This window comes from Rhodopirellula islandica (genome assembly GCF_001027925.1).
GTDB lineage: Bacteria > Planctomycetota > Planctomycetia > Pirellulales > Pirellulaceae > Rhodopirellula > Rhodopirellula islandica.
In genome coordinates this window covers 107,956-131,902 of the sequence record NZ_LECT01000006.1, presented here as the reverse complement: position 1 = coordinate 131,902, position 23,947 = coordinate 107,956, and the positions used below count along the sequence as shown (strand labels likewise).

General features: G+C 58.0%; 19 protein-coding genes. 14 read left to right on the top strand and 5 right to left on the bottom strand.

The annotated features are described in order from the left end of the window. Positions 1 to 60: 60 nt before the first annotated feature. Positions 61 to 1,470 (top strand): sensor histidine kinase, encoded by a 1,410-nt coding sequence (locus tag RISK_RS01935; protein ID WP_236695950.1) that lies wholly within the window; start codon positions 61 to 63, stop codon positions 1,468 to 1,470. Positions 1,471 to 1,475: 5 nt separating this feature from the next. Further along, positions 1,476 to 2,888, top strand: a complete 1,413-nt coding sequence (locus RISK_RS01930; protein WP_047812557.1) for a sigma-54-dependent transcriptional regulator — start codon at positions 1,476 to 1,478, stop codon at positions 2,886 to 2,888. Between the two features lie 44 nt (positions 2,889 to 2,932). On the opposite strand, the gene RISK_RS01925 is transcribed toward RISK_RS01930, so the two are convergent. Next, positions 2,933 to 5,845, bottom strand: coding sequence for an ABC transporter permease (locus tag RISK_RS01925; protein WP_047812556.1), 2,913 nt, complete (start codon positions 5,843 to 5,845; stop codon positions 2,933 to 2,935). 280 nt (positions 5,846 to 6,125) lie between these two features. Between RISK_RS01925 and RISK_RS01915 the strand changes: the two genes are divergently transcribed. The 9 genes from RISK_RS01915 (at position 6,126) to RISK_RS01875 (ending at position 14,930) form a co-directional block, all read left to right on the top strand. Continuing rightward, positions 6,126 to 6,884, top strand: a complete 759-nt coding sequence (locus tag RISK_RS01915; RefSeq protein WP_047812554.1) for an ABC transporter ATP-binding protein — start codon at positions 6,126 to 6,128, stop codon at positions 6,882 to 6,884. After that, positions 6,881 to 9,676: an ABC transporter permease gene (locus tag RISK_RS01910; RefSeq protein ID WP_047812553.1), complete on the top strand. Its 2,796-nt coding sequence runs from the start codon at positions 6,881 to 6,883 to the stop codon at positions 9,674 to 9,676. Before RISK_RS01915 ends, RISK_RS01910 begins: the two co-directional genes overlap by 4 nt. Positions 9,677 to 9,694: 18 nt before the next feature. Continuing rightward, positions 9,695 to 9,859: a hypothetical protein gene (locus RISK_RS32070; RefSeq protein ID WP_160311388.1), complete on the top strand. Its 165-nt coding sequence runs from the start codon at positions 9,695 to 9,697 to the stop codon at positions 9,857 to 9,859. Positions 9,860 to 9,955: 96 nt separating this feature from the next. Beyond that, a complete protein-coding gene (locus RISK_RS01905) occupies positions 9,956 to 10,744 on the top strand; it encodes an ABC transporter ATP-binding protein (protein WP_236695949.1) in 789 nt (262 codons plus the stop codon). A gap of 317 nt (positions 10,745 to 11,061) precedes the next feature. Then, a complete protein-coding gene (locus tag RISK_RS01895; protein ID WP_449314162.1) occupies positions 11,062 to 12,138 on the top strand; it encodes a DUF1559 family PulG-like putative transporter in 1,077 nt (358 codons plus the stop codon). 25 nt (positions 12,139 to 12,163) lie between these two features. After that, positions 12,164 to 12,820, top strand: a complete 657-nt coding sequence (locus RISK_RS01890; RefSeq protein ID WP_047812550.1) for a PepSY-associated TM helix domain-containing protein — start codon at positions 12,164 to 12,166, stop codon at positions 12,818 to 12,820. 36 nt (positions 12,821 to 12,856) lie between these two features. Then, positions 12,857 to 13,384 (top strand): DUF2271 domain-containing protein, encoded by a 528-nt coding sequence (locus RISK_RS01885; protein WP_047812549.1) that lies wholly within the window; start codon positions 12,857 to 12,859, stop codon positions 13,382 to 13,384. A 26-nt stretch (positions 13,385 to 13,410) separates the two neighbouring features. Further along, on the top strand, positions 13,411 to 14,217 hold the full coding sequence (locus RISK_RS01880) for a DUF4198 domain-containing protein (RefSeq protein WP_047812548.1): 807 nt from the start codon (positions 13,411 to 13,413) through the stop codon (positions 14,215 to 14,217). Further along, positions 14,214 to 14,930 (top strand): flavodoxin domain-containing protein, encoded by a 717-nt coding sequence (locus tag RISK_RS01875; protein ID WP_047812547.1) that lies wholly within the window; start codon positions 14,214 to 14,216, stop codon positions 14,928 to 14,930. The genes RISK_RS01880 and RISK_RS01875 overlap by 4 nt, the downstream gene beginning before the upstream one ends. 2 nt (positions 14,931 to 14,932) lie before the next feature. On the opposite strand, the gene RISK_RS01870 is transcribed toward RISK_RS01875, so the two are convergent. Both RISK_RS01870 and RISK_RS01865 read right to left on the bottom strand, forming a co-directional pair. Continuing rightward, a complete protein-coding gene (locus tag RISK_RS01870) occupies positions 14,933 to 15,589 on the bottom strand; it encodes a hypothetical protein (protein ID WP_047812704.1) in 657 nt (218 codons plus the stop codon). 109 nt (positions 15,590 to 15,698) lie between these two features. Further along, complete coding sequence (locus RISK_RS01865) at positions 15,699 to 16,883, bottom strand: prenyltransferase/squalene oxidase repeat-containing protein (protein WP_047812546.1); 1,185 nt, start codon at positions 16,881 to 16,883, stop codon at positions 15,699 to 15,701. Positions 16,884 to 17,093: 210 nt separating this feature from the next. Between RISK_RS01865 and RISK_RS01860 the strand changes: the two genes are divergently transcribed. The 3 genes from RISK_RS01860 (at position 17,094) to RISK_RS01850 (ending at position 20,593) form a co-directional block, all read left to right on the top strand. After that, positions 17,094 to 19,034, top strand: coding sequence for a CotH kinase family protein (locus RISK_RS01860; RefSeq protein ID WP_047812703.1), 1,941 nt, complete (start codon positions 17,094 to 17,096; stop codon positions 19,032 to 19,034). 97 nt (positions 19,035 to 19,131) lie between these two features. Further along, positions 19,132 to 19,926, top strand: a complete 795-nt coding sequence (locus RISK_RS01855; protein WP_047812545.1) for a polyphosphate polymerase domain-containing protein — start codon at positions 19,132 to 19,134, stop codon at positions 19,924 to 19,926. Then, on the top strand, positions 19,919 to 20,593 hold the full coding sequence (locus tag RISK_RS01850) for a DUF4956 domain-containing protein (RefSeq protein ID WP_047812544.1): 675 nt from the start codon (positions 19,919 to 19,921) through the stop codon (positions 20,591 to 20,593). The genes RISK_RS01855 and RISK_RS01850 overlap by 8 nt, the downstream gene beginning before the upstream one ends. A gap of 18 nt (positions 20,594 to 20,611) precedes the next feature. On the opposite strand, the gene RISK_RS01845 is transcribed toward RISK_RS01850, so the two are convergent. Continuing rightward, on the bottom strand, positions 20,612 to 22,390 hold the full coding sequence (locus tag RISK_RS01845; RefSeq protein WP_047812702.1) for a LamG-like jellyroll fold domain-containing protein: 1,779 nt from the start codon (positions 22,388 to 22,390) through the stop codon (positions 20,612 to 20,614). A gap of 260 nt (positions 22,391 to 22,650) precedes the next feature. Then, positions 22,651 to 23,925, bottom strand: a complete 1,275-nt coding sequence (locus tag RISK_RS01840) for a glycosyltransferase (RefSeq protein ID WP_047812543.1) — start codon at positions 23,923 to 23,925, stop codon at positions 22,651 to 22,653. Between the last annotated feature and the right edge of the window lie 22 nt (positions 23,926 to 23,947).

Here is a 23,947-nt window from a genome sequence, read left to right as displayed (position 1 = left end):
ATGCCGCGGCGGGTCTTTCGCCACTGGCGGCGAATTTTCCATCTCGGACATCCAGATAGAATGAGTCCTGTGACATCTCCTCCTCTCCGTTCGCTGCGACTTCGCCTGCTCACGCCGATCATCGCCACCGCGCTGATGGCCGCGGTGTTGGTGGCAATTGCCTCGTATTGGCTGGGCACCCAGCGGGCGATGAAAGATCTGGAGCAGCGTTTTTCGGCGATTCAGTCGACGTTGTCGGATTCCAACTTCCCGCTCAACTCGATCGTCCTGGAATCTCTCGCGGATCTGACCCGGACACAATTGATTGGATTGAGTGCCAGTGGTCTGGTTACGTCCTCCACGCTGCAACTGGACGAAACCGCCAAAACGTCTTTTCGCGAACACCTTCAAAATCAGCGACCTCTGCCGGCCTCGATCATTCCCAACGACGATGGAATCGGCTTTCGATTGTTCGCCTTTCAGACCGTTGGCAGCCAGCTCCGCCAAGACCGAGTTGCTGCGGTTGCGGTTCTGTTTGAAGACGAACAGTTCAACGCCAATCGTCGACAAGCCGCGATCCTTCCGCTGGCAACTGGATTGTCAACGATTGTGGCCCTCAGTTCGTTGACGTTTTGGCTGACGTCACGATTGGTCCGCCGCATCAGCAAGCTGCAACGACGCGTCGAAGCGGTGGCCAACGGCGACTTTGACTCGACGGTTTCGGACGATGTCCCTGACGAGATTGGGCGACTCGGTGGCGCCGTTGATTCGATGGCCCAGCAACTCAAACAACTCTGGAACCAGATCAACCGCCAGCAAAGCCAAAAGCTGCTGCACCAAATCGCCGGCGGGATGGCGCATCAATTGAGAAACAGCTTGACCGGCGCCCGGATGGCGGTCGAACTGCACGCTCAAGAATGCCAAGCCACCGATGACGAAGGCATCCGAGTCGCCATCCATCAAATTGAGTTGTCCGAAGATTACGTTCGTCGGCTGCTCCTGGTTGCCTCCGGACGCCAGGACAAAGATCGGCCGACCGATGTGACTACCTGCTTCGACGATGTCCGTACCAGCCTTTCTCCCATTGCGAAACATTTGCGAGTGAATATGCGGTGGGATCTGGACGATGACCTTGGGCAACGGCGAATCCAAGACGGCCCGACCTGGGTGGCGGCCGTGACCAACCTGATCCACAACGCGATTCAGGCGGGTGACGAAGTGGACGTCTCGCTGCAACAACTGGGCGAGAACATCCTTCGAGTCACCGTCTCTGACAATGGTGCCGGAGTTCCCGAGCAAGTGGCTGGCACTCTCTTCGAGCCCTTCGTGACTTCCAAACCCGAAGGCATGGGATTGGGGCTTCCCGTTGTTCAACGTTCCGCCGAGTACTTGGGTGGATCGGTGCGATGGCGACGCGAGAACGAAAGAACCATTTTCGAGCTGGACACGCAATTGCTTCGAACGCGCGCCCAACCAGACGAACCACAGTGATTGAAATGACCACAGCACAAACCATCCTCGTTGTCGATGACGAACCGTCCATTTGCTGGGCGTTGGAAAAGATGCTCACCAGCGAAGGGCATGAGGTCATCACCGGATCCAGCGCCGAAGAAGGCCTGCGGCTGGCAAGCCAGAACAATATCTCGATGGTGATCTTGGACGTGCGTCTCCCCAAGGAAGACGGCATCACGGCGTTGCCCAAGTTCCTGGAAGCGACCAACAATGCTCCCGTCATCATCATCACCGCCTTTGGTGACTTAGAAACCGCCGTGGCAGCGGTCAAGAATGGAGCCACGGACTACCTGACCAAACCATTCAAACTGGAGGACGCCCTGCGGACCTGCCGCACCGCACTGCAAAAATCGTCGCGCCGGACGGCCCCGGCCGCGACTCAGCCGATGGACATCGATCCGTCGGTGCTGGTCGGCACGTCGCCCGCGATGCAGCAAGTCTTTCGGCAGATTGCCTTGGTCGCCGACAGCGATCTGTCCGTGCTGATCACGGGCGAAACCGGCACAGGAAAGGAACTCGTCGCGGCCGCGATTCACCGTCACAGTCGCCGCGCCGACGGGCCCTACATTCCCATTGCCCCGGTTGCACTCAATCCCGATCTGATCGAAAGCGAACTGTTTGGCCACGTCAAAGGAGCGTTCACGGGCGCCAGCGACGACCGTGCCGGATTGTTCGAACGCGCGGAAGGCGGCACCGTGTTGCTCGACGAAATCGGTGACCTGCCACTGGGCACGCAAGTCAAATTGCTGCGAGTGCTCGAACAAGGCGAGTACTGCCGCGTTGGAGACGTGAAACCACGAACCGCCAACGTTCGCATTCTTGCTGCCACGAACAGCGACCTGCACGAAGACGTCGCCACCAACGCTTTTCGCGAAGACCTGTTTCATCGCCTGACCGGCGTGCAAATTCATCTTCCGCCGCTGCGAGATCGCGTGGAAGACATTGGCCCGCTTTGCCGCCATTTCCTCTCCGCGATGAAGTACGCGGACATCGATTCCGCGGTGGACGAGGAGCTGCTGGAACAACTTCATTCACGCCCTTGGCACGGCAACATCCGTGAACTGAAGAATGCGGTGGGACACGCCGCTGTGGTCAGCCGAGGCCGCAAACTCACGATTGATGATTTCCCTGCCCCCAAACCCGGACGGGAAACACAAACGACATCCCCCGTTCTCGCCATGGAAAAATCCATTCGAGTCTGGTCCGAGAACGCGATCGAGGCCAACCCTGACTCGGTGACGCTCCACAGCGATTTCCTGGCGGCAACGGAACCCACTTTGCTTCGAACGGTGATGCAGCACACAGGAGGCAACCGGGCCAAGGCCGCGGAGATGCTGGGCATCCACCGCGGCACGCTTCGCGATCGGATGAAGGCCTACGGCATCGACGACCAGTGAATGAACTCATTGATGCGAAACAACGACAGGGCGAAGCAACCCGTTCATCCTTGGCCGCCACGTCCGGCTTGTAGCAACCCGAGCGGTTCGGCTCGACCGATTCGCACGACAGGCCACAAACCGGCTAGCAAACACAGACCGATCGTCATCGCAAATCCAATTGACAAGTGTGCCCACGGGATGATGAAGTTTGGCGGTCCGGCAAACCAACCGACGTACTGAGCCATCCCGACACCGCACCAGCCCGCAATCAATCCAAAGATCAGACTCAGCACACAGGCACCGGCCGCAATCAAGATCGTTTCGGCAAGGACCAACCGCACAAGCTGCCCACGAGTCACACCGATCGACCGCATGACGCCAAACTCCCACGTCCTCGACCGCACCGACGCGATGACCGTGTTGGCGATGGCCAGCGACATGATCGCGAGCGTGATCAACGGCAGATAGCTCATTCCCCAAATCATGTCGTCGGCTCGAATTTTGATTGCTTTGCGGACATTCTCCGAGGCGGTCATTCGAGCAAACGGACGGTACGCCTTCACGCTTCCCAAACCGCTTGCCACAAAGGTCTCTCCTGACTTTTGTTCGGCGATCGATTGCAAATCCGCTTCCATCGTCGACAAGTCCGCATCGTCTTCCAAGTCCATCCAAACGAATTCCGTTCGATGAAGATGAAAGTCTCGCTGCACGTCATCGCGACCTGCCAACACCACCGTGGCGGTCCGGACAAAGTGTCGCCTCACACCCGAGAACTTCGTCACCCAGTGCCAACCGGGCAGCGACACAACACCAGCGATGCGATACGTCACTCGCTCACCTTCGGCGGCCGGCGGCGTGAAGCTCAACTCGTCACCGACGCTGAGTCCCGTGCTCATCTGAAAGTCTTCGGAGACCAAACACGAACCGCCGGATTGCAAGGCATCGATCGCAGAAACTCGATCGCCCTCCACGAACCCAAAGGTTAAGAACGGATTCTCATCCGCAAACGCCATCGCCGGATCGATCCCAAACAAGACCGCATTGTCGCGTTGCACCCGGGAAGGTTGGTCGGCATCGCCCCAGTCAAACCGGGCTTGCTCAACCGCCATCGGCATCACGCGATCAGAGCGGACCCCGGAGACCTTTCGAACATCATCGATGCCCTCATCATCCAATCCGACCGGATGGAAGGCGACCAACGCATCGGGAAGCCAACTTCCCGGGGTGAACGGTTTCAACATGGAATATCCCCAGATCTGTGTCGAAGCAAAAAGCCCTAGCCCGATTGACAAGGCCAACGTGGCTCCCACCGTCCGCCACAGATTGGTCGACAATTGGGTTTTCATCATCCGGTTGTCCAGCCCCAACGAACGAGTCACCCAAGGACCGATCGCGAATTCAGTCCCCACGACAACCGCGGGTGCCAAACCAATCATGCCCAGCAACAACGTGGGATAAGTCAAGAAGCCATACGACCACGCTCGCCATCCATCCGACATCGGAATCGCGAAAACCAGCAGCGGTGTCAGTGCGGAAAACAACAATCCGATCAATCCCAAGACCACCCAAGACCGAATGCCGGGTGTCGAAAGTTTGGATGTCATCGCTTCCAGCGGTTCAATGCGGGTGGCTCGCCAAGCGGGAACAATCGCAGCGCCCAGTCCACCGACCAACACCGTCACTCCCGACAACACGATGCAGCCCCAGCCCAAGACCGCATCCGTCCCAAACCATCCCGGCACGAAGTGACTGCCAACGACCAACATCGCATATCCCGCTAGCAATCCACCGACCCAACCGACCACCGCAAGCAAGACGCTTTCGACCGCGATGATCGTGGCGATTTGCCCCCGAGTGAGCGCGACCGCTCGCAACATCGCGAATTCGCGAGTGCGTTCACTGACACCCATGCTGAGTGTTGAAAAGATGATGAAGATCGCCGCCAGCGTCGCCATCCCGGTCGCAGCCCAAGCTTGGGATCGCTGGCCTGACACGGATCGAGTCGACTCCATCCCCGCTCGCACGGCTTCGAAGTCGATCAACTGCATCGCGGGACGCCCGCTGGTCAGACGCTCTTCCCAGGCTTCGCGAAACTGCTGGATGGTGACCGTGTCACGAATCGCAATTTGTAACACCTGAGGTTTCGAAACGTAGCCGTTGATCCTCTCCGCCAACGTCGGACGCACATAGACTGCGTTGGCGGCAATGCCTTCCGTAAAATTCTTGGGCATTCCAAGCACCGCTTGATTCGTTTCGCTCCTTGAGTCGTTGGATTCCGGCTTGGCTTGTTTCGGCCTCTCGTTTCGCTTCCCAGACGGTGGTCCCCCACGCCCTCGCGACGACAACGAGGGTGCCTGCGGGGCTTGCTCGACGATCCCCACGACTTTCAACGAAACCTCATTGGCCAACGAAATCAGCTTCAGGTCATCGCCGACCGACAGGGTTTTCTCTTCCGCAACCAACTCGCCAATGACAATTTCGTTGGCCTCGCTGTCCTCACTCAGCCAGCGTCCTTGCAACAATTCGTAAGGTGGTTCGATCGCGGGAGTGCTGACCAAGGTTGGATCCAGAGGTGGCGCACCGTTCACCGGTGGACGGGCCCCCACCACGAAGTCGAGCGATGACTTCTTGTCCTCCACAAATTTGCCGACGGGAATGACCGTGACCCTCGATTGGCTGACCGGATTGACTTCCAGCACTCCCGCGTCGTGCTTCAACTCATCGACCAAGGCAGACTGAATCGGTGGGGCCTCGGATCCGGGTGGCCCGGGCTTGGGCATGATGAGCAGGTCGTAGCGACCCAGGTACTTTTCGCTGTTCTCGTCAAACTGAGACACAAGTGCGTCGTAACCGCTGACCACCCAAACCACGGCACAGGTCGAAGCAATGATCCCCAACATGGTGATGAATGCACGCCCCGGATTCAGTCGCATCTGTGCACCAACGAACTGGATCAAAAAGCGAAGTGAATTCATGAACGCGGCAGCAACAAGGGGAATGGACCAAGGTGGAAGGTCCGGCAATTGCAATCACCGGACCAATGTCGGTCCTCTCGCGAAACAGGAGTTTCCGAAGGCATTCGCTTCTTGAGACTGATGAAAATTTCGCCAACGGCGACGCATTCTCCATCGCCGCCTTGAGTCCCAACGCCACGTCCGTTCGCCTGGTCAATTCGACGTCGTCGATCCATGCGCTCGGTCCCAATTCTGTCGACGCAGAACTTCGTCATTCACGCCTTGAGGAGTCATCCTTCCCGTGCCTTCCATCACCTCTGCCACGCCGCTGCAAATCGATCAAGTTTGCAAGACCTATTGCCAAGGCACTTCCACGGTGCACGCGTTGGATGGGGTGAACCTGACCGTCCAACCAGGCGAATTCGTGGCGATCATGGGTGCGTCGGGATCGGGTAAAAGCACGCTGCTGCATGCGATGGCGGGCCTGATCCAAGTCGACTCGGGACAGGTGGTTGTGTCCGGGCAAGATCTCTCGCAGTTGGGCGACGTCGCGCTCACCAAGTTCCGGCAAAAGAACTTGGGAATCGTCTTCCAAGCCTACAACTTGATCCCGGCTTTGACCGCGGAGGAGAACGTTCGCCTCCCAGCAACCGACTCTGGCAACTTGGACGATCGCGTCGAACGCCTGCTCGACCGGCTTGGGATGAGCGAGCGACGTTCGCATCGCCCCATGGCTCTTTCCGGCGGCGAGCAACAACGCATCGCGATTGCGAGAGCCCTGATTTGCGACCCAGCCATCCTGCTGGCCGACGAGCCCACCGGCAGTTTGGATTCGGTCACCGGCACTCAGATTTGTCAGCTTCTTCGCGGCCTCGTCGATGAAGAACAACGCAGCGTCGTGGTCGTGACCCACGAACCCCACGTCGCGATGTGGGCGGACCGCGTGGTGGTCATGAAGGACGGCACCAACCTGGCCGAGTTTGAAACGTTGGGCACACGAGACCCGCAGATCATCGCGAATCGCTACCAAGAATCACTCGGTGCGGAGGCGGTGCATTGAAAGTCATTCGGCTCGCCTTGGCGTTTCTTCGCGAACGCACCACTCGCACAGCACTGACCACGGTCGCCATCGCCGCGGCCGTTTGCATGGTGATCTGGGTTTCCAGCAGCTACGAAGCGCTGCACAAAACGTACGACGAGTTCAGCAACCTGGCTCTGGGCCGCTACGAACTGGCCATCGCTCCCATCAGCGGAGATGAAAACGATTTCGTGACGCCCGATGTCTTGCAACCACTACGCGAAGACCCCGCCGTCACCGCAGTCGATCCAATGTGGGCGAAACGCATCGCCATTGAAAACTCAAACCTGCCGCCCGCGGTTCAATCGACCTCCCCGGGCCCCGGAGACGGTCCACGCGGATTGCTGCCCAGCCTGATGTTCATGGCCACGGATGCGCCAGAAGCTCCCTTCGATCTGTCGGAAGGAACTTGGATCGCTTCTGACGCCAGTTCGCCACAAGTCGTCTTGCGAGCTGACGTGGCGGAACGTCGTCAGTTGCATCTCGGCGACTGGCTGACGGTCGAACGACCACGTCCCGGAGCCGACGGGCAAGACATGCTGGCGTTCGAGATCGTCGGCCTGCTCGATGCACCTCCCACTCCCAAGTTGGGCGTGGGATCGATCCCCATGCTGACGCCAAGCTTTGGGGAAGCGTTCATCAACGTCGAATCGGCGGAAGACATTCTCGGCGAGCCGTTTCAAATCAGCTTGCTCGGTGTCTCCGTCCAAGACCAAGCCGACATCACGAAGTTTCGATTTGGATGGGCGACGCGGTTGAGCCGTTATGAAACGCCCCTTCAGTTTCAAGAAGCCTACGAAATCGAAGAAGCACTCGACCAAGCGTCCGAGGCCGAGCACGTCAAACTGCAATCCTACGCCGCCACCGGCGTGGCCATGTTGGTTGCGATGCTGGTGACGTTTTGCTCGCTCAGCATGGGCGTGACCGAACGAACCCGGCAATACGCCGTCCTGCGAGCGATCGCTTTCACCAAATGGCAAATCCTTTCCCTGATCGTGGTCGAAGGGTTGGTGCTCGGTGCGCTGGGATTGGTCGCTGGCATCGTTGTCGGGTGGGGACTGCTGCAAATCGTGGAAGGTTTGTTTGGCGATTTGCTGCACCATGGCATCATGCTCGGCGGCCGCAACCTGAATCTCGCGGTGCTCGCGTCCTTGGGCGGGGCCTTCCTCGCGTCGCTGCTGCCTGCCTATCGAAGCACTCGCGTCAAACCGCTGGATGCCGTCGCCCCCCTTCATCAAACACAGATCTCGCAGCGTCCCGGTTGGCTGCGATTGGTGGCGGGAATCATGTTGATTGCAATCAATCCCGTGCTGACGTTTGTCTTCCCGCCCAGCGAAAGCAGCGTGGGTTTGGCGATGGGAATCGGTTTTCTCTGTTCCAGCATTGGCTTCTTCGTGATCGCTCCCTCGATTGTGGTTTGGGTCGATCGTCACGTCGGCCCGACCTTCGCCCGATGGTTTCGGATCGATCCCAAGCTGCTGGCCAGCCAGATCACCAGCCACCTCTGGCGAACCGTCGGCGCCGCGATTGCCATGGCGTTTGGTCTGGGGTTGTTTGTCGGGATCCAGGTTTGGGGATTCACCATGTTGGAATCCTTCATCCCAGGAAAATGGACGCCCGACGCCATCGTGATGTTGAATCCGGGACTTGCTCCGGAGGAAGCACGAAAACTTGCCAACCATCCCGATGTGGATCCCCAGCGTTGCCTGCCGATGGTGGTGGAACAGCCTCGGTTGGTCGAAGATCTCACCGGGAGCGCCGAACGCCCCTCCGTCATTCGCCAGGACAACGTGGTGATGATCGGACTGGATCCCGAACGAGCCCTGGTTGGAGAGCATCCGCTGCTGCAATTGGAATGGGTTGCGGGCAACCCTCGCGACGCCGTGCAGCAAATGCAGCAAGGCGGTGCCTGCATCGTCCCCGATCATTTCGTCGATGAAACAGGACTCCAAATGGGCGATTCCATCTCCGTTTCTCCACCGCGGAACGCCGACAACCAAGTCCAATACATGATCGTAGGCGTCGTCCAACTTCCCGGATGGCATTGGCAAACGAAACTGACGGGCCTGCGAACTCGAACGCACCGCGCCGCCGCTCTGGTCATCGCGGATTACGAATCCGTGGCGTCCGACTTCAACTTGCCAACCGCGTCACACGTGTGGTTCTCCTACGCGAGTGAGAATGCCGATGTTGACAGCATCCAAGCCTTCGCGAGCAACCTGGTCCGGCAATCCATCGTCGATGAATCGTTTGATTCGGAAGCACCGCCCAGAGCCCCCACCGATCTCGACCTCGCCAAAGTGGTTCCCGTGCAGGGTATCCGAGATCACTTGGACATCACGGCGCGGCGATGGATTTGGGTCATCAGTTACATCCCATTGGTTTCGCTGCTGATCTCTTGCCTGGGTGTGCTGAACGTGATGCTGGCGTCCGTTCGATCGCGACGATGGGAATTTGGCGTGTTGCGATCAATCGGCTTCACCAGTTCGGACCTCACCCGCGCGATCTTGGTCGAAGGGTTGCTGATTGCGTTCGTTGCCGGCGTGCTCAGTCTTGGTTTTGGCGTCTTGAGCGGATGGTGCGGCAGTGGGATGGCTCAGTCCATGAGCTTTTTTGGCGGACTGCATCCACCGCTCGTGATCCCGTGGCTGCCGATCATGGGTGGCTTTTTGTTGGTGCTGCTACTCGGGATTGGCATCGCCGCTTGGCCCGCCATCTCGATCGGTAAATCGCGACCGATGGATCTGCTCCAATCCGGAAACGACTTCAGTTGAGCCGCTTGTGGACGCCCCATGATCATCGTCAAGCTCGATGGAATTTCGGTCACTGGCGACGGCAATTTCGCCGATGGCGTCTGCAACGCCTCGCGCGCGATCCCGATTGGATTGAGCCCCCGAACGCAAAGCATCCCGTCAATCGTTGGTTTCAACGTGATCCCTCCCGTCGTCAATCAATGATCGCAATGAGTGTGGCACGGCCCGTGCTTATCGAAGTGGTGATTCTCGTTTCAGCACCTCTTGCCGCCGTCCCTGATGCCACCGATCACGCCACTGATGTCTTTTTCTGAAACGGTTCGTCCGACCACCGCAACGGTCCAGTCCATCTCCAAAACGTATCGCCAGGGAAGTCGCTCTGTTGATGCGCTGCGTGATGTCAGCCTCAATGTCGAAGCGGGATCCTTCGTCGCCGTCATGGGAGCCAGTGGGTCGGGAAAGAGCACCTTGCTGCACTTGATGAGCGGGCTGACTCGCCCCACAACGGGCTCCGTTCTGATTGAAGGGCAAAACATCGCTGAGCTGTCGGACTATGAACTCACCTGCTTTCGTCGGCGGCGGATCGGATTGGTGTTTCAAGCGTTCAACCTCGTGCCATCGCTCTCAGCCAGGGACAACATTCTGTTCCCGCTCTACGCTGCAGGAGAGAGCTTGGCCAACGATTCCGATCTGCAGGAACTTGCGCTGCAATTGGGAATCGAAGACCGCCTGCACCATCGTCCCGATGCACTCAGTGGTGGCGAGCAGCAACGTGTCGCGATCGCACGTTCGCTGATCACCAACCCGGCCATCGTTTTCGCTGACGAACCCACCGGAAGCCTGGATTCTGTGACCGGTGATTCGATCTGCAAGCTGCTGCGAAACCTCTGCGATCAACAACAACGGACCATTGTGATGGTCACGCACGAGCCCAGCGTTGCGATCTGGGCGGACAGCGTCGTCGTCCTGAAAGACGGCCAGATCGTGAACCAATTTCTGACAAAAGAGTGCACAAACGCTCAGTCGCTCGCCGCCAGGTACCAGCAAATCGTCTCAAGCGATGCCCAGGAAGTGCCCCTATCGACCTGATTCAAATTGCCACGGCATCGCTTGTTCCCACTGTGGAACGCGTGCATTGCTTTGAAAAGCTCAAAACTCACCCCCGCTTCCCGTTTTCCCCCTTGTAACCACCCGGATCAATCAGCACCATATTGCGACTGACTCGCAATAGTAGATTCGTCGACGCAGCCAGCAACGGGTTCATGCCCTCCAGCCAGCCACGTTCGTTTCGCTTCTTGATCCATCTCACCACCGTGGTGAGATGTGATCCGCTGAAGTAGATCCGTCCCATGTGTGCCTTTTGGCAGGAGTTTCCAATGTCCCGTTCGCATTTCGTTCCTTCTTCGATGCCCCTTGAACCGATCTCTATCGAGACGAATCAAGCTGGCTCCTCGCGTCCCGCCGCTCGCCACAAAGGTTTCACCCTGGTGGAGTTGTTGGTGGTCATCGCGATCATCGGCGTCCTGGTTGGCTTGCTGTTGCCCGCGGTTCAAGCCGCTCGCGAAGCCGCCCGCTCGATGCAGTGCAGCAACAACCTCAAGCAGCTTGGGCTGGGCCTTCACAACTACGCATCGACGTACAACGGCGCCTTCCCCAACAACGGCTACAGTTGGACCGGCGGATACCCGAGTGACTACTCACCGTTTGCCAAGATCTTGCCGTTTCTTGAGCAAGCTCAACTGCAAGATCTGATTGATTTCGACATCTACATGGGTCACCCCGCTCTCGCAGATTTGCCCGCAGGCTTGCAAGAAGCGGCTGGCACTCGGGTCCCGACCTACGAGTGCCCCAGCGATATCAATGGGGAAGTGCATATGCTGACAATGCCATCGGGCGCCAGCATTCCGATTGCAGGCACCAGCTACGCGATGAACCAAGGCAGTGGACTGGACGGGGTCTATCACCCCAGCGTCGGCGAACCCGACGGGCTGTGCTGGACCGATGCGAAGGTCAAGTTCCGCGACATCTTGGACGGCACCAGTCACACCATCGTGTTTGCAGAAACTCTGATCGGTGGCGGGCTGGATTCAGCCACCCCGACTCCCACCATGGACCCACAATTTTCCCGCGCGGGGTCATCCGAAGTCACCACCGCAGTCGCCAATCTCGCGGACACAGGCGACATCGCGAACGTTCAGCCTTACATCACCAGTTGGAATGGCGACCGCAATCACTATTGGTTGCGAGGCACCGTTCCCAACGGCCCGATCATCAACGGCCGCTTGTCACCCAACAGCAACATCCCCGACTTGGTTCGCGGTTCGTCCAAGATCACCGCCGCTCGCAGCAACCACACGGGATTGGTCAAAGTCGCTTTGGCCGACGGCAGTGTGCAAACCGTGACCGACTCGATCGACTTGCAAGTCTGGCACGCCAGCTGGACCCGAATGGGACGCGAGGTCGAGACCATTTCGTCCCACTGATTCCTCGACCGCATTCAACACCTTGATGAGCACCCCTCCCGCCGAAACGTCTGCGACGCCCACCATCCGAAAGCCCGGATTCTCATCCGCCGCTTTGCGGATGGTCGTGTTGTGGCACTGGACCAGCTCGGCCGTTTGCTTGATCGGGATGTTGGGGTTTGCGATCACCGGCATCACGCTGAACCATGCTTCCCAAATCGAAACTGACCCGCAACGCGAATCGGTCATCGATGATTTGCCGCCAGAGCTTGTGACCTTGCTCGCGAATTCGACAGAGGAAGAGTCAGCCGCCTTGCCGCCTGAATTGGCCGAGTGGTTGACCAAGCAAACCGGCAAATCAATCGGAAGCCGAGAAGCGGATTGGTCGGAAGAGGAAGTCTACCTTTCGATGCCCGGTCCCGGTTCCGACGCGTGGCTGGCCATCGATCGTGAAATTGGTGAGTTCGAATTTGAATCAACCAAGCGAGGTTGGATTTCTTACTTCAACGATTTGCACAAAGGGCGCAACACCGGGGCAGCCTGGAAATGGTTTTTGGATCTTTTCGCAATTGCCACCTTGGTGTTCTGTCTCACGGGTTTGCTGTTGTTGGTGGAACACGCTCGACGTCGAAAAATGACTTGGCCACTGGTTGGCCTGGGATTGTTCCTTCCCTTCCTGCTTGCTGTTTTGTTGATTCACTGAACACTTTCCTTCCCTTTGAAACACGACCTTCTTTCCATGCTGAACCGAATTGCGTTGATGCTCGGCATCACATTGCTCGGCGTTTGCCAAGCAACCGCTGAAGACTGGCAAGCCACCGTCGAAATCCCACGGTTGAACGTTTCGGAATACCACCGGCCTTACGTCGCGATCTGGATCCAAGACGAAAACCGAAAGTGCGTCGCAAACTTGGCCGTTTGGTACCAACTGACCAAATCGGGCGAAGGCGAAGGCACCAAGTGGCTGCCGGACCTGCGTCAATGGTGGCGTCGCTCCGGACGTTCCTTGCAAATGCCCGTGGACGGCGTCTCGAGCGCGACACGCCCAGCCGGCAAGCACGAGCTGATGTTCAACGATGCCAACCAACGTTTTTCAAAGTTGCCCGCGGGCAAGTACAGCCTGATGGTCGAGGCTTCACGCGAAGTCGGCGGCCGCGAAGTGTTGGAACTGCCGTTTGAATGGCCTTCCAAGACGACTCAAAAGCTGAAGGCCGCCGGCAAAGAAGAACTCGGCGAAATCACGTTTGTCATTCCCCCCACCAAGTAACCCTTCCTCGCTACACGAGATCAATCATGAACCGCTTGCTTCTTTCGTTTGTCTTTTTGCTCGCTGCCGTTCCAAGCGCATCCTACGCGCACAAGGTTTGGTTGCTGCCATCCCAAACCGTTTTCTCGGGCCCCGAGCCCTGGCTGACCGTCGACGCGGCTGTCTCCAATGACTTGTTCTACTTCAACCACTTTCCATTGCGACTGGACAATCTGGTCATCACCGCTCCTGATGGAACCGAAGCGGAAGCCCAGAACCAATCCACCGGAAAGTACCGCAGCGTGTTCGATCTGCCCCTGACCCAACGTGGCACCTATCGCGTTGCAGTCGTCAACGATGGGGCCTTTGCAAGCTGGGAGGAAAACGGCGAACGACGTCGTTGGCGTGGAAGCGCTGATGCCATCGCAAGTGAAGTTCCCGCCGACGCAGACAACCTTCGCATCACTGAAAGCTTCGGACGGGTCGAAACGTTCGTCACCAATGGTGCACCGTCACAAGAAGCGTTGCAGCCAGTTGGAAAAGGCATCGAGCTGATCCCTGTCACGCATCCCAACGACTTGTATGCGGGCGAAACGGCAACCTTCCGTTTCTTGGTCAACGGCCAACCTCAGAAGGACATGGAAATCGTTGTGATCCAAGGCGGAACCCGATACCGCAATTCGCAAGAGGAACTCAATGTCACGACCAACGAAGAGGGCGAGTTTCAAATCACTTGGGCCGAACCGGGCATGCACTGGATCGAAACCAGTCATCAAGACGACGAGACCAAGATCGAAAATGCTTCCGGTCGCCGGATGAGCTACGCGGGCACATTCGAAGTCCTGCCTCAATGATCTCGAAGGTCAACACCATTTTCCTCGCGGCACTTGTCTTCGCCGCCTGGGGTTTGGCACATTGGACGGAAGGCACTTGGTGGATCGCACCACCGAGTGCCTCTCGTTGGTGGGCGGCGGCAGGTTCGCTTGCCGCCTATGGCTTGCTGTGCGTTTGGTCGTTTCGAGGGAGCTCAGCCCTCAAGACCATGCCAGTGAAAGCAACGCCGATGACTTGCAGTCAGGTGCTCCCTGAAGTTCCGTCCAGGAGCTTCGACGACGATCCCGTGCTGGTGATCTACGCCAGTGAAACCGGGTTCGCTGAGGAACTTGCTCAACAGACCTTGGAATTGCTTCGTGGGGCAGGCAAGTTCGCTGAACTGCTGCCGCTTGATTCGATTTCGGTGGAACGCTTGCAAACGACTCGACAAGCATTCCTTTTGGCAAGCACCGCAGGGGAGGGTGAACCGCCCGCTCACGCCTGCGAGTTCGCCGAAGACGTGATGTCCACTCAGCATGACTTGTCCACTCTGAGCTACGCGGTGCTGGCACTCGGTGACAGCAGCTACGACGAATACTGCGCCTTTGGCCGGCAAATCGACGCCTGGTTGCAACAATGCGGCGCAAAGGCCACCGACGATCGGATCGACGTCGATGATGCCGATCCCATGGCATTGTCAGACTGGCAAGCTCTCGTCGAAGAGTTTGCCGGCACTCCTCAACCGAGTCTGTGAGTTCAGCTTCGGTAGCGAACCAAGTACCAACCGTGACCAATCGAAGTCGCATCCTCCAATTCGTGCGGGTCGGACAATCCCCCCACAAATGAACTCGGCCGACTCTGTCGCGGGTGCCACTCCGCCCAATCACCCCCGTCGGTTCCAGTCAGCTGCAGCTTGATCGCACCGTTCTGAGACTCGATCGCGCTGACATACACCGACCGTTTGGCCACGGGAGGTGCTTGCAACAGAACCAATGTGGTCGGGCGTCCAAAGGGATACGCCATGAACGGTCCGATCGCAGGCAGTTCACCATCGCGCTGCGGCCACTGCTCACGTAGAGGCGCCGCGATGCGTTCGAGTTCCTGAACACGCCAGGCAAATCTCGCCCGTTTGCCTTGCCAAGCGATCGTATCCAGGTGGATCGCGAGTGCACACCAAAACGCGGCCAACGTTGCCACCGCCAACAACTGCGCCAAGGATCGACGATGAATCATCGACGACGACCTCGCAAAGAATTGCACCATCCACCCCAGCAGGCTTCCCACGGCCAGGATCGCAATCAGAACGATCCCCACACAGCGAATTGGATTGGCTGACATCCATCCGCTCGAAAACCAATTGCCGTGGACCAAGGGCTCAAATGAAGGATCCACGGCTGCCCAAATCACAAGCATGCTGAATGCCGCGACCTGGATCCCCCACAGCCATTGTGATGGTTTTCCCACGGGGACCGTCTCTTTCGATTGCAATCGATTCGTCAGTAAGCTTTGCTTCAACGGAAAGTCACCGGCAGTGCCCCAACGCCATCAACGCGAAGCTGGTCGCAAGGTTCTTGTCGTTTTCGAACCACCGCTGGTTGTCATTGCTCCACGACCCATCTTCGTTTTGACGTTCCGCTAGCTCAGCGACTAAATCGGCCTTCCAGTCATGTTCTACGCCATCGGAATCGGCAACGGTTTTTAGTCCTGCTGCATCGAGTGCGGCCGCGAAGGTGTGGTAGTAGTAATACAGACCGGCGGTTCCCATGCCGGGATTCTTTTCGACGCTGTAGTGATCCTGGATCCACTGTTGAGCCGCTTTGACACGAGGATCCTCCTTGGTCAGACCGGCGAAAATCATGCTCTTGAGCCCCGTGTATCCCATCGAGCCATAACTGCGTAGTCCGCCGTTGGGGGTGAAGCGTTCTTCCGACGTGCTCGGGTCAATCTTGGTCGTCGGGATTTCGTAGTAGAACCCGCCGTCATCGACCTTGTTAGCAAACTGCGTGTCGTTGAACTCGCTGTCCAAGTTCTGGCATCGCGAAATGAACACCAACGCACTTTGAATCGCAGGGTCACTGGCCGGAGTTTCCACGGCGCGCAAGGCTTCGATCATGTACGCGGTGTTCGACAAATCAGGTCGTCCAGCACCGCTGTAGCCGACGCCGCCGTACCAGGGGTCGGATGGGTCACGGGCTCCAGCGCCGTATTGGATTCCGGTCACGAACCCTTTGGCTCGCTTCAGAATCTCGTTGTACTTGCCGGTCTTGTTGGCTTCGGCGAAGCACACCATCGCGACACAAGTCTCGTAGTTTTTCAGACGCCCGTTGCCATAGATGCCGCCGTCTGGTTTGACGTAGCCTTCGAGTGCCTTCAATCCCTCGGCAACCATCGGGTCATCGATCGACTGGCCGTTCCGCAGCGCCGATGTGATCGCCAATGCCGTCACGCCTGGACCAACTTTGTCCGAAAAAGTCCCTTGCTCGGACTGCCCCTCTTTGGCGAGGAAGGCGAGTCCCTTGTCGACGATCTGCTGGCGAAGCTGCTCTGTTTTGCTGATCGGTTGATTCCCCGCCGTCGACTCGGCTTTTTGGCCGTAAGCGGGCAAACTGATGATCGCTGCCGCACAGGTTGTGACAAAAACCCGGCGACCGAGGCGAAATTTCCGGCGAGCGGAAGTGTGACGTGCTGGATTGGAATCCCAAAGCATTTGTGTTTCTCAGTGATCGAAGGGGAGGAAACGCTCTCTGTCTTGCCGGATGCCTTTCCAAAGCAAGGGATGTGCCAGCCACTTCGTGGCCGCTCGTTTCTCATTGGAAACTTTTTCGCGTTTTATGCGGCGGATTCGAATCCGGAACACAACTGGTCTGGTGAAGGCTTTCTGCCCGTGGTCTCCAGTCTTGTTCGCCAGGTATCTCGAATGCTCCGTTTCCCGCTCGTTCGCCCCGCAGCCTTGCTGTTCTCTGGAGTCGCCTTGATCGGCGGCCTCGGTTGTTCGCCCAACATCCAAGCTCAACCGCCTGGAATGGGTCCTGGTGGCCCCGGCGGTCCAGACCAACCCGACCAAGAACTCGTCGAGAAATTTGACGCGGACGGCAACGCTTGGTTGAACGATTCCGAACGCAAGGAAGCTCGCGAATTTCTCGCCGCCAACCCCGTTCAGCAAGGTTTCGGTGGCCCTGGTGGACCTCGCGGCCCGGGGGAAGGACGTGGTCCCGGGGAAGGTCGCGGCCTCGAAGGAGGGCGTGAACGAGGCGAAGGTGGCCGTGGCGGATTCGGTCCGCCACAAGGCTTTGGTCCGGGCCCCGGATTTGGGCCTCCATCGGACTTCGGCCCCCCCCCAGGCGACGAAGCCCGTCGCGGTCGTGGCCAACGTGGCGGTGGACCTCCCGGAATGAATCGTGATCGTCCCGAGCCCACGCCCGGACAAACCATCACCAAAGAATCCGTCACCCCAGTCGACGGCGATCTTTACGATCCTCAGATCGTTCGCACCGTGTTCTTGGACTTCGGCACAGATGACTGGGAAGAAGAGATGGAGACCTTCCACAGCACCGACGTCGAAGTCCCCGCCACGATCACGATCGATGGCAGATCTTATCCCGACTGCGGCATCAGTTTCCGAGGTGCCTCGTCGTATGGCATGGTCCCACGAGGCTACAAACGATCGCTCAACATCTCGGTCGACATGGCCAACGAAGACCAACGGATCGGAGGCTACAAAACCCTGAACCTGCTCAACGGCGCGAGCGACGATTCCATGATGAGCACCGTGCTGTACTCGCACATTGCCAACCAACACATTCCTGCTCCCCGTGCCAACTTCGTTCGCGTTGTCATAAACGGCGAAGACTGGGGCGTGTACACCAACGTCGAGCAATTCAACAAAGACTTTGTCAAGCGAAACTTTGGCAGTGCCAAAGGGGCACGCTGGAAAGTCAGCGGTTCGCCTCGCGGTGGCGGTGGACTGGAATACCGCGGCGAAGACCTGGAAAACTACCGCCATCCTTTCGAACAAAAGTCCGGCAATGACAAAGACCTTCAGCGTCTGGTCGATCTGTGCCGTGTGCTCGAACAAACCCCAGCCAATGAACTCCCCGCGGCCTTGGAACCCATGGTCAACGTCGACGGATTGCTCTGGTTCCTCGCTCTGGACAATGCCTTGATCAACTCGGACGGCTACTGGATCCGAGCGAGTGACTACAGCATCGTGCTGGACAAAGACGACGTGTTCCACTTCATCCCACACGACATGAACGAAGCCTTCCGTGCTGCGGGCGGACCTGGTGGCCCCGGCGGACCTGGAGGTCGTGGTGGCCCGGGCGGGCGAGGTGATCGTGGACGCGGTGGACCAGGTGGCTTTGGTGGCCCCGGTGAGTTTGGCGGTCCCCGAGGACTCGATGGGCCTCGTGATGCAGATGGACCTCGTGATGCAGATCGACCTCGTGGATTTGCTGGCCCAAACCAGAACGGTCCCCGCGATGCAAACCGTCCCGGTCCCGAAACAACCACGTCTCCGCTTGGTTTGGATCCGCTGATTGGCCTGGAAGATCCGACCAAACCGCTTCGCAGCAAAGTGCTCGCAGTCCCACAGTACCGCGATGCCTACCTCGCGAAAGTTCGCCAACTCGCGGAAAACTCTTTGGACTGGAAGACCATCGGCCCGTTCGTTCAGGCACAAGCAGAATTGATCGAACCGCTGTTGGAAGTCGACACGCGAAAACTGGGAACGTTGGAATCATTCCAAGCGATGACCAGTGCCACCGATGTCTCCGGCCAATCGGAAGCACCGAGCCGCGGCCATGGTGCGATGAACTTGAAAGCCTTCGCCGATGGGCGTCGCGAATTCCTGCTGAAGTAGCGTCAAGACGTCATTGCAATCGACGCCTCGCGGAAGCCCCTGTTGTGACCGCGAGGCGTTGCGACCCAAAAATCATTTTCCAGCATTCAATCCAGTCATGAACGACAAGCGAATCGAACTGAAATATCAACTGGATCCCAGTTTGGCATCGGAAGTCAAACAGTGGGCCCGTCAACATCTCGCCGCGGACCCTCACTGCGAAACGGGGGACAGCTACGACGTCAACACGCTGTACCTGGACACTCAACAGCTGGATCTGTTTCATCAGACCGGAGTGATCGGGCGACGGAAGTATCGGGTTCGACGTTATGGCCGCGAAGCTCAGCTTTGGTTGGAAAGCAAATCCAAGAAAAAGAGCGAGGTCCAAAAGACTCGATCCGCTGGCCCCGAACAGGAAGTGTTGCAGGCCTTGATTGGCCTGGATGACATCCCAGAGCAGAAGGACGACGATTCCACCTCCACGCCTTGGTTCGGCGATTGGTTCTGCGACCAAGCCACTGAGCGTCAACTTCGCCCGACCATTCAAGTCCACTATCGACGATTCGCTCGAATGGGCACGGAACAAGGTCAAAACATGCGTTTGACCATCGACAGCCAACTGCACGCCAGCCCAGCGTCTGAGTGGGAAGTGGCATCCGAAGATGCCTCGTCAGATCGTTCGCAACGGGTGAAAGCGACGCCGCTCGAAATTCTCGAGCTGAAGTTCCATCGAATCATGCCGCATCGTTTCAAAGAACTGCTGCGTGAATTCCCAATTCCGGTGACAGGATTTTCCAAGTACCGTGCCGCCATCCGCTGTTGGAACCTGGATCAGGCTGTTCCAGTGTTTGACACTCCGAACACCGCACCTGCTGACTTGCATTCCCGAAACGAGACCCTGACGCATGCCTGAATGGCTTCCTTCTGTCTCCACCCAAGTGGATGCCAACTTGCCAACGCTGGCAACACGACTTGCGTTGGCTTGGTTGTGCGGCTGGGTGGTGGCTTTGATCGCGCGGATCAAATCGCCCCACGACTCGCCGAATCAGCTCACGCTCACCCTGGTGCTGATGAGCGTGTTGATCGCCATGGCGACCCAAATCATCGGCGACAACATCGCGCGTGCATTCAGTTTGGTAGGCGCTCTTTCGATCGTTCGATTTCGGGCCGCGGTGTCCTCCACACGAGACGTGGCCTTCGTCTTGGCAGCGGTGGTCGTCGGCATGGCGATCGGAGCCGGACAATACTGGGTCTCGTTCTTGGGTTTGATCACACTCGCTTGGGCGACACAGTTCAACGGCGGAAGCTCCGCATCCCTGCCCAAAAAACTGCCGTTGACAGATGGCCCCCAGTGGCGATTGACACTCAAGGTGGGCCTGCATTCCGTCGGCAGTTGGGACGCCGAACTGAAACGTCTGACCAAGAGCTACCAGCTCCTTTCTGCAGAAACAGCTCGCCGTGGTGGGTCGCTGGAACTCGTCTATCGCTATCAACCGCAAGATGACACCGATGCCAGCCAACTGATCGCTGCTCTGAACGCGATCCCAACTGTCGAATCGGTCGCCACCAAACCAATCTGACCACCGACTGGCCAAACTTCACGGGACCTGAAGTGACTCCAGTGGCAACACAGCCATCTCGGCGCTGTTCTGGTTGGCACGGCGACCACCGTTGTTGGAGTACCCAACATACAGTTTGCCGTCATGTTCCAGCGCACATGGATACGACAAACTCAAACTCGGGGCTGATTCACCGGGCGCGCCCCCGTTCATCGATCGTCGAATGACAAACACCTTGGAAAACACATTTTCGCCAGGACGCGAAACGGCAATGGTCAATGGCGACCGCTTGCCACCGTTCTTAGCAGCGGTTGTGCAGACCAAGTACCTTTGGCCGTTGCTCAGGACACCGGCCGCGGGTTTGGACGTTGCCATCGGCAGGTTGCTGATCGCCGAGGATGACCAAGTCCGACCATAGTCGTCGCTCTTGGCGACCAAAGCCTTGGCGTCACCACCGTAGCGGGCGACGTTGAAAACGGTTGGGCCGTCCACCCACAAACTGGATTCACCCCACATTCGATGAACGGAGGGCTCCACAGGAATCTTCACCAAATCCCACTGGGTGAAGTCAGCCCCGCGACTGATCGCAACCGCCGCCGGGAACACATCGTCCCCCGAATAACGCCTGCCAAGGAATCCCGGCATGATCCAATTGCCATCGTCCATCCGAACGGGTTGGTTCATGGGCCAAAACCCCTGTTCGATGATCACACCCAGTGACTTCCACTTCCCCGTGGAATCATCCAACTGATAGGCTCGCGTGTGAATGTTGTCCATCCGCCCATAGTAAGCCCCCTGGAATGCCCACAAGGTTCGCCCGTGTGAGAGGAACACCCCGTGACTGACAGCGAGGTTGTCCTCGTCCCCTGCATCGATGATTTGCAGCGGCCCCCATGTCTTTCCTTCATCCTCGCTCACTCGGTACTGCGCCTCCTCGGTCACCGTGTTTTCGTCCCCTTGGTTGTGACCGATCGAAGCAAACAACTTCCCTTGATGCCAAGCAAACGCGACCCCGTGCAAGAACGTGTATCCATCGCGGGGCTTGTCCCATTTTTTGATCACATGGAAGTCGACGTTGGCAACTTCCAGCAGATCATTGGCCGGGGCCAACGGTGAGTTCTCATCCCACAGTGGGAACGGTGGGGGAGGGGTCGGAATATCATGAACCAAACCGACCGGATGATAGGACGCGGCCACTTCTTTGGACGACAACGCTCGGGGCATTAGCTGAACCTCATCGATCGCGCCATACCAGGTTTGCCGGGCAATCCCGTCGTCGTTCACTCCCCCCAACGTCAGCGGCGCATCGGTGGGTTGAACGGGCCGATCCAGCTTCACCGATCCAGAAAGTTGACCGTTGACATACAACTCAACCTGGTCAGGTTTCATCACCAAGCAGAGTTGGTACCAATGGCCGAGTTCAGGCACAGGACCAGAAATGGTTCGCCATCCATTTTGATGAACATAGAGGCTGAATCGGTGATTGCGATCCAGCATCAGCGACCACTCGCGTTCATCCAACGAATAACGATTCTTGGCCGCGATGATCTGTTGGCCAGAATCCAAGCGGTAGGGGTTCACCCAAACAACAATCGAATGCTCCCCCGTTTCCAAAACGTCGCGTGCCCCCTGCGGCTCCAGAACGGTTTGCCCGTTGAGCAACCAGCTCTCACCTTCGATCCCGGCACCGATTTCTGCTTTGCCGTGCGTTGCGACGACACTCGATTGCGTTGAATCAGCCGACCACCGCACTGGTTCGCTCGCGACTGTCAGGACAGGAACCGAGACAAACAGACTCAACAAAAGGGTTCGGATCATCAAAAGGGGATGCAGCAACGAGAGACTGAAATGATCAACCGCGAAAGCTCCAAAATGGACCGCGACAACGAGCGCACAATCATAACCCGAAGCGTCAGCGAGGAAGGGAGTAACGTCCATTCCCTCGCTCACCAGCCTCTTGATTTTGTTGTAGGTTGGCCACTCTTGGCCGACACCCACAACTCTGACGGGCAAGAGTGCCCATCCAACACGCGTTGGAACGATCGAGAGATCCATGCCACGTAAACGCTGTGAGCTGATTAAACACTCAGTTCATCGATGAATCGCACGGCGTTCTGCACGCCCGATTCCGATCGAATTGGTTTGCCAAGTTGGTCCGCCCTGACTTCCATCTCACGATCCTCCATCGTTTGAGAGATGGCATTGGCAAGCCGCTTGGGTGTCAGCTTTCGTTGTGGGATCGGTTGGGGGCCGACACCGAGATCCTGAACCACACGCCCCCAAAAGGGTTGATCACCAAAGAATGGACAGATGATCGTGCGACGTCCGGCGCGGAGTCCGGCTGCGGTGGTCCCGCAGCCTCCATGGTGAACCACCGCGGAGACTTGGGGGAACAACCAATCATGTGGAACTGCATCGATGGAAAGCATCGTCTCCGGTAAATCGAACTTGTTCAGGTCCATGCCTCCCCAGCCCGCTGCCAACAGCGCACGTTGACCAGACAACCGAACCGCTTCGATGACACGCTCCGCAGTCGCTCGCGGGTCGCGTCCGAAGATGCTGCCGAAGCCAACGTAAATCGGTGGTGGTCCTTGTTGAAGAAACTTCACCAGGGTTGGATCAGGTATGAATTCGGTCGATGCATCCAGGAACCAATAGCCCGTCACTGTCGCGTGATCCGGCCAATCGCAGGGTCTCGGAATCACGGAGGGGCTGTAAGCATGCAAAGCGGCGACCGGGCTGCCACCCGCGTGACGAAAGTACGCTGGACGCTTCGCCGTCATTCCTTGAGATCGCCGCCATTTTCCCACGAACCGAGCGCCACTGCGACGCGAGATGAATTCGATGAGGCGATAGGTCGCGCGGTTGTACCAACGCCCGAGCGGCAAGCGTGGGAATCCAAACGCTGGCGACTCGCCCGTGGGCACATAGAGCGGCAAATAAAACGCGAGGGCACAACGACAACCGAGACGTTCGGCAAAATCTTCTGCGCCGATCGCCTTTTTGTGGAACAGAATCAAATCCGGCTCAAAGGCCTCCGCCGCCGTCCACATTTCGTTGACTTGGCGGTGCATCATGTCGGTGAGTTTCGGCATCAGCCGAATGCCAGCCCGAACCATCTGAAACAGGTTGGTGGTGGTTTCCATGGCCGATCGTCCCTCATCGGATTCCATGAAATCGCGGAGGTCATTGTTCAGTGGAGCGTAGTCGATCCCGTGCGAGCGAATGAACCCTTCGAACACCTGACAGGTACAAATTTGCACCACATGCCCCGCCTCCTTCAGCCCACCGGCCAACGCGACATACGGCTGTACATCCCCTCGCGTCCCCACCGTCAGCACCAAAATCCGCATTCAACCTCCCAAAAAGGTGTCA